This is a genomic window from Arenimonas sp. (assembly GCF_035312645.1).
In the GTDB taxonomy this organism is placed as follows: domain Bacteria; phylum Pseudomonadota; class Gammaproteobacteria; order Xanthomonadales; family Xanthomonadaceae; genus Arenimonas.
Genome location: NZ_DATGBO010000123.1, coordinates 1 through 9,394 on the forward strand (window position 1 = coordinate 1; position 9,394 = coordinate 9,394).

The following is a 9,394-nucleotide window of genomic DNA, read 5'->3' on the forward strand; positions in this document are numbered from 1 at the left end:
GAGGCCACGCCCCAACGCGATCAGCCATGCGGTCAGTCCCGGCAGATCGGAATAGGCCCAGGCCAGGCGACGCGATTCCCAAGCGTAAAACGCCTCGTCCACGAACAGCGGCAGGCGCGCCGCCAGGATGATTTTCAGGGCCAGCAGCACCGCCCACAGCGCGACAAACTTCACGCGCAAATTATCGCGATTCATGCCAGCATCCCTTCAACGTCATCGTCATCCCATCTGGAGCCCCATGTCTGCCCAGACCCTGCACGCCGCCATCCTAACCGACCCCTTGCGCGAGTCGCTCGCGGCGGCGGCTGCACAGATCAATTCGCTGGTGCTGGGCAAGCCACGGGAAGTGCGCCTCGCGCTCACCACCTTGCTCGCCGGTGGACACCTGCTGGTCGAAGATCTGCCCGGCCTCGGCAAGACCACGCTGGCGCGCGCGATGTCGGCGACGCTGGGGCTGGATTTCCAGCGCATGCAATTCACTTCCGACTTGCTGCCCTCGGACATCCTAGGCGTATCGATCTTCGATCCGACCGCTCGCGAATTCCGTTTTCATTCCGGTCCGATCTTCACCCAGTTGCTGCTCGCCGACGAAATCAACCGCGCACCGCCGCGCACACAGAGCGCGCTGCTCGAAGCGATGGCCGAGCATCAGGTCAGCGTCGATGGCGTCACGCACACGCTGCCGCAGCCGTTCTTCGTGATCGCGACGCAGAATCCGGTCGATCTCGCCGGCACGTTCCCCCTGCCTGATTCGCAGCTCGATCGTTTCCTGTTGCGCCTCAAGCTCGGCTACCCGGATGCTGTGGCGGAAAAGGCGATGCTTTCCGGCGGCGACCGCCGCGAGATGATCGCGCAGGTGCTGCCGAAACTTTCCACCGATGACGTCGTCGCGCTGCGTCGTTCGGTCGCCGCCGTACTTGCCAGCGAAGCGCTGGTTTCCTATGTGCAGGCGCTGCTGGCGGAAAGCCGACGCCATCGCGGCGTACGCGTCGGCCTGTCGCCGCGCGCCGGGCTCGCGCTGCTGCAAGGTGCGCGTGCGCATGCCCTGATCAGCGGGCGCGGCCACGCCTTGCCCGAGGACGTGCAGGCCTTGTTCGTGCAGGTCGCGGCGCATCGCATCGTGCCGGAGGCGGAGTCGGAATCGCGCGACAAGCTCGCCTATTCCATCCTCACCGCCGTCGCCGTGGATTGATCGATGGCGGCTGTCCGCGACGGCGTCGAACGTTTCGGTGACCGCATGGCGGCGCTGGCGCTGGTGCGGCCCAAACAACCGGAAACGCTGCCGGTGCGGATCACGCGTCGGCGCATCTACATCCTGCCGACGGGGTTCGGACTGTTCATCGCTGTTTCGCTGGGCACGATGCTGGTCGGCGGCCTGAACTACAACAACAATCCGGCGCTGCTGCTGGTATTCCTGCTGGCCGCCGTCGTGCACAACAGTTTCGTGCATGCGCATCTGATTCTTTCCGGCGTGCGTCTCCGGGCCCTGCATGCCGAGCCGGTGTTCGCCGGGCAGGCTATCTCGCTGAAGTTCCGTTTCGACGCCGATGGCGCGCGCCTGCGACCCGGTTTGGAATTGCTGTGCGCAGGCGCGCAGCAGATATTCGACCTCGGCGCCAACGAGGAATCGGAAGTGGTGATGGACATCGCCACGCAGCAGCGTGGCTGGTTCGAGACCGGACGCATCCGGCTCAGCACGCTGCGCCCGCTTGGGCTGGCACGCGCCTGGAGCTGGCTGCGTCCGGACACACGCCTGCTCGTGTATCCAATGCTCGATATCGAAGCTCCGGTCCTGCCCGAAGCCCCCGGCGATGGCGATTCGCCGCGCACGCGCGCGCACGGCGAGCAGCCGCATCATCTGCGCGAATACCGCCCCGGCGACATGCAACGGCAGATCGCCTGGAAAGCCTCGGCCCGCGCCGATCGCCTGCTGGTGCGCGAATACGAATCGGCCGTCGCGCGCGATATCACCCTCGACTGGCAAACGCTGCATGCGCTGCCTTACGAAGCAAAGATCCGTCGGCTTGCGCGCTGGGTCGTCGATGCCGAGCGCAGCGGCAGCCGTTACTGTCTGCGCCTGCCGCAGCAGGTCGTTCCCGCCGGCCGCGGTGCCGAACATCGTCACGTCTGCCTGCGCGCGCTGGCGCTGCTGCCAGCGGCGGCGGAATCATGAGCGCGCCACTCTCGCGTCCGCTGCGCTGGCTCTGCCTGATCGCGGCACTGACCTGTTGCCTGCCGTTGTTGCTGCAATTGCCTCCGTGGTTGGCGGCGGTCTTGCTTGCGATGAGCGCTGCCGGGGCCTGGTCGCCGCGGCAATGGCCGGGTGCGTTGCGCCTGCTGGTGACGATCGCGGTGGCCGGACTGGTATTCGCGGCCTTCAACTTTCGTGTTGGTCGCGATACCGGCTGCGCCGGATTGCTGGCGATGCTGTTGCTGAAACCTGCGGAAACTTTCGTCACCCGCGATGCCCGCAGCCTGCTGGGATTTTCGCTGTTCGCGCCCTTCGCGGCCTTCCTGCAGAACCAGGGGCCGCTGACCTTGTCGCTGTGCTTGCCGGCGCTGCTGATGACATTGATGGCGTGGTCGCGACTGCTGCCCGGGGCAGCACCTGTCGCCTGGCCGCGCCTGTTGCGGCAATCCGCGTTCGCGCTGTTGATCGCGTTGCCGATGGCGCTCGCAGGCTTCTGGCTGTTTCCTCGCCTGGCCTCGCCTTTGTGGGGCCTGCCGCAACTATCGAACAAGCACATGGGCCTGGGCGATCGCATGACGCCGAACGAATGGCTGGACGTGCTCGTCGACGACACGCCGGCCCTGCGCGTGCGTTTTCCCGGTGCAACACCGAAGCCCGAGCAGATGTACTGGCGCGGCCCGGCGTTGACCGTTTTCGATGGCCAGGCCTGGACGCGACGCGACGATTTCGAAATGCTGCCGCCGCCGCAGATGCAGCCCGGCCCGACCCGTATCCGCTACGAAATCACGCTGGAGCCGACCGAGCAACGCGATCTGGTCCTGCTCGATGTGCCGCTGTCGCAACCGGAGAACTCGCGGGTCACCGGCGAGTTGACCGCGCGCAGCAACGAGCCGGTGAACAATCTCCTGCGCTACACCGGTGAATCGTCGCCGGACGCGTTGTTCGAACCCGAGTTGTCTCCTTACGACCGCCGCCTGCTGCTCGCACTGCCACCGGGCCGCGATCCGAAGCTGCGCACGTTGGCGCTGCAATGGCGCGCGCAGACGCCGGATCCGCTGGCGCTGACCAAGCGCTTCCTGGGATGGATACGCAAGGATTTCCAGTACACGATTTCCGCGCCACCGGTCGGCATCGACGCCACCGACGATTTCATGTTCCAGACCCGGCAAGGTTTCTGCCAGCATTTCAGTTCGGCCTTCGTCGTGTTCATGCGCGCGGCCGGCGTGCCCGCGCGCGTGATCACCGGTTATGCCGGCGGGCACTACAACAAGATCGGCGGCTACTGGCTGGTGTATCGCAAGGACGCGCACGCCTGGACGGAAATCTGGATCGAAGGCCACGGCTGGCTGCGTGTCGATCCGACCGCGGCGGTGGCACCGGAAAACATTCTCGACACCGTCGACGACCTGCGCAAAAGGCAGGATCAATCGCTGTTCGGCCAGGCCCAGGAACAGTTCCAGCCGATGTTCGACATCGCCGACACGCTGCGCAACGGTTGGAACGAAATGGTGCTCGGCTTCAATGCCGCGCGGCAGAAAAACCTGCTGCGCCCGCTCGGCATCAAGGACGCGGAAGCTTGGCAGCTGGTGATCGCGTTCGCGGTCGGTGCCGCGTTCGCCCTTGCGGTGACGCTGTGGTTGCTGCAGCGCCAGCACAAGGATCGCAGCGATCCGCTGATCCGTGCCTGGCGGACTTTCGGCAGACGCCTCGCACGCGTTGGCATCCGCAAGGCGCCGGAAGAAGCACCGTTGAGCTTCGGCAATCGCGTCGCGGCGCTGCTGCCGGACAACGCAGAAACGGTGCTGCGGCTCAGCCGACGTTACTGCGATTGGCGCTACGCTGGCCTCGAACTCAGCCCACCGCAACGTCAGGAACTGATCCGCGACCTGCGCCAATTCCGCGCCGGCCGTCCCCAACGAAAAACTTCCGGAGGCCGATCATGAAACGCCGATTCGCACTACCGTTTCTGCTCACCCTCGCCGGCTGCGTAAGCATGCCGGCACCGTTGCAAGGACAATTCTCGCCGCTGCTTCCCGACGATGCCGCCAAGCGCGAAGCCGTCGGCGAACTCGTGCGCTGGGGCGGCCAGATAGTGAAGGTCGAGCCGCAGGCAACGCGCAGCTGCTTCGAGATCGTCGGCATGGCGCTGGACAGCAGCGGCGAGCCGCGCAAGCTCGATCGCAGCGAAGGCCGCTTCCTCGCCTGCCGCACCGGTTTCTACGATCCGGAAGTGTTCAAGCCCGGCCGCGCGGTCACGATCACCGGTCGCATCGAAGGTGTCGAGACACGCAAGGTCGGCGACTTCGATTATCGCTATGCCCGCGTCGCCGCCGATGCCGTGTATTTGTGGCCCGTGCGCAAGGACGTCGATGTGATCGTCGAGCGCGTGCCGTTTTATTGGTGATGGCGAGTACCTGAGCCTTCAGGGCCCGCGATGGCTGCTTTAGGTCGGTCACCGACCGATCGGCGAAACGACTTTGTCGACGCCTTACTCGCCGTCGGGCCACTGCCGGAAAATGACGCAGACGCCGGTCTTGTCCAGCATCGCGAACTCTCTTGCGCCCCAGGGCTTCAGGGAAACCGTCTTGCCGTTCGGGTGTAGCAGATGCGGAACGCGCGTCGAGATATCCTGGAAAATTCCATCGATGACGTCCGTTTCGATGGAAAGCTCCGGACGGTCCTTGGCCGCATATTCCGGACTCTGCACGATGTAGGCCTTGGCGCCATCACGTGCCACCACGGCCAAATCGTCGTCCTGGTAAAGAATCTCGAAACCCAGCCCATCCACGAACAGATCCAATCCGTCGTCCATGTGCTCGTAGAAAATCTTCGGGATGAGGTTCTTGAACATGTGAGTAGCCGGAATATTGGATCGATAAGCCTGCAGCGACTTGGTCATGCCTCATGACGTGGATGCATTTAGCCGCGCTCAACCAAACCCGTGCAACGCGCGCCCGGCGAGCAGATGCAGATGGATGTGGAACACCGTCTGCCCGCCGTCGCCATTGCAGTTCATCAGCACGCGATAACCGTTTTCGGCGAAGCCTTCGCGCTTGGCGTACGCGGCGGCAGCAAGCAGCAAACGGCCCAGCGATTCCGCGTCGCCAGCAGGCACGTCATTGAGCGTGCGCACGCCGCGCTTGGGCACGAACAGCACATGCACCGGCGCCTGCGGCGCGATATCGCGGAAGGCGATCAGGTGCTCGTCTTCGAAGACGATGTCGGCGGGGATTTCGCGACGGATGATCCGGTCGAAAATACTGTCGCTGGATTGGTTGGCGTTCGTCATGGCGGCTCCTGATTTCGTTGCTGCATGCATTGGCGAGAGCTTGTAGTCGGCCGGAATCACCGCTCCACTTCGATTCGCGACCCGAACGCATGTGCGAGCGTACCGCGATCGACGTATTCCAATTCGCCGCCGAGCGGAACGCCATGCGCCAGGCGACTGGGATGCACGTCGAACTGTCGCGCCAGCTGCGCGAGGTAGTGCGCGGTGGCCTCGCCTTCAACGGTAGGGTTGGTGGCGATGATCAGTTCTTTCACTTCGCCATCGGCGAGACGCGTCGCCAGGCGATCAAGGCCGAGTTCCCGCGGGCCGATGCCGTCGAGCGGCGACAGTCGCCCCTGCAATACGAAATAGCGCCCGCGATAACCGGTCGCCTGCTCGATCACCAGCCGATCCGCAGGGCTCTCGACCGCGCACAGCAGGCTACGCTCGCGTGAGTTGCTGGCGCAGATCGCGCAGATTTTTTCCTCGCTGAAATCGCGGCAGAGCTCGCAATGACCGATGCGCTCGATCGCCTCGGCCAGCGCCGCCGACAATTTCAGTCCGCCCTCGCGGCCGCGCTCGAGCAGGTGATAGGCCATGCGCTGCGCGCTTTTCTGCCCGACGCCGGGCAGGCAGCGCAGGGCTTCGATCAGGTGGTCGAGCAACGGTGAACTCATGGCGTCATGTGTTTCCGGAATAGCGACGGCGTGCCTCTGGATCGCACTGGATATTTGCAATCACGACGATCATCCACTTCTTCGCGACGATGCTGCCGCGGCTGGCTGGGATCAAAACGGCAGCTTCATCCCGGCAGGAATCGGCATCCCGGCCGTGGCCGCGGACATGCGCTTGCTGCTCTCGTCGTTGGCCTTGTTGACGGCATCGTTGAATGCGGCGGTGACCAGATCCTCGAGCATCTCGGCATCACCGAGCACGGAGGGATCGATATGCACCTTGCGCGTCACCATCTTGCCGGTGATGGTGATGCTGACCATGCCGCCCCCGGCCTGGCCGGTGACTTCCAGCGTGGCGAGCTCGGATTCGGCGCGCTTCAGGTTTTCCTGCATGCGCTGGGCCTGTTGCATCATTTGGGCGATGTTTCCACGCATGATCTTTCTCTCACTCGATGGGACGGATGGAATCGGGGACGAGATTGCCGCCCTGCCCGATCAGTTGACTGACAATCGGATCAGACAGGAACGATGCTTCCGCGCCGGTCTGGCGCTCGCTGCGCTGGCGCTCGTTGCGGTTGTGCAAGGTGTCGCCGCCACTGGCCTTCGCCGCCTCGAAACGGATCTGCGGTGCGGCACCCAGCAGCACACTGAGACTTTGCGCAAGATTGCGCACGAGATTGTCGGTGCGCAGGTGTTCCGAATCGCTGGGCAACGACAACTTCAGCACACCATCGGCATGGGCGATGAAGGCGCTGTGCGCGGCCAACTCGCGCGTCGGGCCCTTGAGACCGGCATTGGCGACGAGATGCATCCAGTCGTCGGCGTTGTGCAGCGGCATCGCGGCGCTCACGGCTGCCGTGCTGGCGACGACGGGTATGGCGGTCGACGACGATGCGATTGATGCTGGCGACGATGTCGGCACTGGCATGGGAGGCGCAGGCTTTGCGATCTCTCGCATCGGCGCTGGAGCAGCAGCAGACTTCATTGATGCAGCGCTGCTCGTCGCCGCCACGGTTGCTGCAGCATTCGCACGTGCGTTGCCAGCATTCGCAGTCGCTGCATCGGCAGGACGGAAGGCCAGCATGCGCAGCAAGGCCATTTCGAAACCCGCGCGCGGGCTCGGTGCGAGACCCAGATCGCGACGACCGCCGACCGCCATCTGATACCAAAGCTGCACCAGCTCAGGCGATAGTTGCCGGGCGAATTCACCGGAGTTGATCCGCGTCTCTTCGTCCTCGAAATTCGGCACCAGCTGATGCAATTGGATGCGATGCAGCTCGCTGGCGAGATCCTCGAGCACATGGCCGAAGTCCGGCGAGAACTGCGCCATCGCCTCGACATCGGCGATCAATTTTCCGCCGTCGCCAGCCGCCAGTGCGAGCAACAACTCGCCGACCTGCGCACGTTCGACGGTGCCGAGCATCGCGTTCACACCTGCCTCTTCAAGCTTGCCACCACCACTGCCGCTGCCGGTGTAAGCGATTGCCTGATCGAGCAGGGACAAGCCGTCGCGCAGGCTGCCGTCGGCGGCGCGTGCCAGCAGCGCGATCGCGCCGGGCTCGGAGGCGATGTTCTCGGCCTGCAGGATGCGCGTCATCTGCCCGGCGATCTGCGCCTGCTCGAGACGTCGCAGATTGAATTGCAGGCAGCGCGACAGCACCGTCACTGGCAGTTTTTGCGGATCGGTGGTCGCGAGCAGGAATTTCACGTGGCCAGGCGGTTCTTCCAGCGTCTTGAGCAGCGCATTGAACGCGCTCTTGGACAGCATGTGCACTTCGTCGATCAGGTAGACCTTGGTGCGGCCGCGGCCAGGCATGTATTGGGCGTTCTCGATCAACGCGCGGACATCGTCGACACCGGTGTTGCTGGCGGCATCGATCTCGAGCAGGTCGACGAAGCGCCCGGCATCGATGTCCACGCAGGACGGACATTCGCCGCAGGGCTCGGCGCCGGTGCCGCGTTCGCAGTTGAGGCTCTTGGCGAAAATACGGGCGATCGTGGTCTTGCCCACGCCACGCGTGCCGGTGAACAGAAAGGCGTGATGGACGCGGCCGGTGTCGAGCGCATTGGTAAGCGCGCGCACGACGTGTTCCTGCCCAACCAGTTCGGAAAAGCGCCGGGGGCGCCATTTGCGGGCGAGAACGAGATAGGACATGGGTTTACCCGATTGGAACCGGGCCATTGTGCCAACCCCCCGGGCCAGGGCCAAGCACCGTGAGCATGCGGGTTGTCCGGGCTTATCGGCTCGGGTACAATTTCGCTCTTGTTTCAGGCGGTTACACGCTTGCAGCAAGTGCGGCAAGACGCGGAGAGGTGTCCGAGTGGTTTAAGGAGCACGCCTGGAAAGTGTGTGTACGGCTTAACCCCGTACCGAGGGTTCGAATCCCTCTCTCTCCGCCAAATTAGTTCGACGCGAGCTGTTCCAGCAGCAAGCAAAAGCAAAACGTGTCGCAAAGAGAGAGGGTTCGAGCCCTAAGGGTTCGACAGATCGGCAGGATTGCCGATCTGGACGGCGAAGCCGCCCGCAGGGCGAGGGACAGGATGTCCCGAGTCAATCCCTCTCGTTATTGAAAACGCTGCGCCCCGTTGTTGCACGCATCGCCAACTTTCTATGGCGGCCCTTGTCGGCCCCTCGCGACGATAGGTTGAAAACTCCGCCAGGGCCGGAAGGCAGCAACGGTATTGACTGATTCGGGCGCCGAGGCCAGCCGGCAAGGGCTGCCACCCAAGTCTGCCGCAGCAGCGGCTACCGCCGCGCCTAGCCGCTTGCGTTAACGCGTTCCACTTGTGTTGATCGCAGTCTGCTTGCGCTGACCCTCCGCTTCATTTGCATCGAAGCGGTCCGCTTGCCTCAGAAAACCCATGGCATGTCGGTTTGCGTAGCCATCTCTTCAGAACTGCCTAGGCACACCTCTGGTTCTTCTCAAGCAGCTAACCGCCAGGATAGTGATGGTCTAGGCAGGCATGGTATTGACTGATTCGGGCGCCGAGGCCAGCCGGCAAGGGCTGCCACCCAAGTCTGCCGCAGCAGCGGCTAGTCGCTTGCGTTAACGCGTTCCACTTGTGTTGATCGCAGTCTGCTTGCATTGACGCAGTCCACTTGCGGCTCAATTGTCGCGACGATTCTTCCAATCTCACGAACAACACGCTTCGTAGGAGCGATGGCAATCGCGACCGGGCATGTCGCGATTGCCATCGCTCCTACGCATCACCATCCGGATGCAGCCAGCCGGCAGCGCCATCGGCGTAGTGCTCGTGCTT

At 63.9% G+C, this 9,394-nt stretch carries 10 protein-coding genes, 1 tRNA gene and 1 other RNA gene; 6 read left to right on the top strand and 6 right to left on the bottom strand.

Features of this window, described 5'->3' with window-relative positions; translation table 11 throughout:
- The coding region (locus tag VKM35_RS11250) for a hypothetical protein (protein WP_324321113.1) at nucleotides 1–195 on the bottom strand (195 nt) is incomplete at its 3' end.
- 43 nt (nucleotides 196–238) lie between these two features.
- Between VKM35_RS11250 and VKM35_RS11255 the strand changes: the two genes are divergently transcribed.
- The 4 genes from VKM35_RS11255 to VKM35_RS11270 are packed head-to-tail and all read left to right on the top strand — an operon-like array spanning nucleotide 239 to nucleotide 4,595.
- Complete coding sequence (locus VKM35_RS11255) at nucleotides 239–1,192, top strand: MoxR family ATPase (protein WP_324321114.1); 954 nt, start codon at nucleotides 239–241, stop codon at nucleotides 1,190–1,192.
- A gap of 3 nt (nucleotides 1,193–1,195) precedes the next feature.
- Nucleotides 1,196–2,173, top strand: a complete 978-nt coding sequence (locus tag VKM35_RS11260) for a DUF58 domain-containing protein (RefSeq protein WP_324321115.1) — start codon at nucleotides 1,196–1,198, stop codon at nucleotides 2,171–2,173.
- Nucleotides 2,170–4,134: a DUF3488 and transglutaminase-like domain-containing protein gene (locus VKM35_RS11265; protein WP_324321116.1), complete on the top strand. Its 1,965-nt coding sequence runs from the start codon at nucleotides 2,170–2,172 to the stop codon at nucleotides 4,132–4,134. The genes VKM35_RS11260 and VKM35_RS11265 overlap by 4 nt, the downstream gene beginning before the upstream one ends.
- Nucleotides 4,131–4,595, top strand: a complete 465-nt coding sequence (locus VKM35_RS11270; protein WP_324321117.1) for a Slp family lipoprotein — start codon at nucleotides 4,131–4,133, stop codon at nucleotides 4,593–4,595. The genes VKM35_RS11265 and VKM35_RS11270 overlap by 4 nt, the downstream gene beginning before the upstream one ends.
- Nucleotides 4,596–4,679: 84 nt before the next feature.
- Here VKM35_RS11270 and VKM35_RS11275 read toward each other — a convergent pair whose 3' ends face one another.
- The 5 genes from VKM35_RS11275 to dnaX form a co-directional block, all read right to left on the bottom strand.
- Entirely contained in the window at nucleotides 4,680–5,090 is a 411-nt protein-coding gene (locus VKM35_RS11275; protein ID WP_324321118.1) for a hypothetical protein, read from the bottom strand.
- A 30-nt stretch (nucleotides 5,091–5,120) separates the two neighbouring features.
- Nucleotides 5,121–5,480 (bottom strand): histidine triad nucleotide-binding protein, encoded by a 360-nt coding sequence (locus VKM35_RS11280; RefSeq protein WP_324321119.1) that lies wholly within the window; start codon nucleotides 5,478–5,480, stop codon nucleotides 5,121–5,123.
- A 56-nt stretch (nucleotides 5,481–5,536) separates the two neighbouring features.
- Nucleotides 5,537–6,136, bottom strand: coding sequence for a recombination mediator RecR (gene recR, locus VKM35_RS11285; protein WP_324321120.1), 600 nt, complete (start codon nucleotides 6,134–6,136; stop codon nucleotides 5,537–5,539).
- Between the two features lie 111 nt (nucleotides 6,137–6,247).
- On the bottom strand, nucleotides 6,248–6,568 hold the full coding sequence (locus VKM35_RS11290) for a YbaB/EbfC family nucleoid-associated protein (RefSeq protein ID WP_324321121.1): 321 nt from the start codon (nucleotides 6,566–6,568) through the stop codon (nucleotides 6,248–6,250).
- 10 nt (nucleotides 6,569–6,578) lie between these two features.
- Entirely contained in the window at nucleotides 6,579–8,288 is a 1,710-nt protein-coding gene (dnaX, locus tag VKM35_RS11295; protein WP_324321122.1) for a DNA polymerase III subunit gamma/tau, read from the bottom strand.
- Nucleotides 8,289–8,440: 152 nt separating this feature from the next.
- On the opposite strand from dnaX, the gene VKM35_RS11300 reads away from it, so the two are divergent.
- Nucleotides 8,441–8,533: transfer RNA gene (locus VKM35_RS11300), tRNA-Ser, on the top strand.
- Between the two features lie 221 nt (nucleotides 8,534–8,754).
- Nucleotides 8,755–8,851, top strand: an RNA gene (gene ffs / locus VKM35_RS11305) — signal recognition particle sRNA small type.
- Nucleotides 8,852–9,394 lie beyond the last annotated feature (543 nt).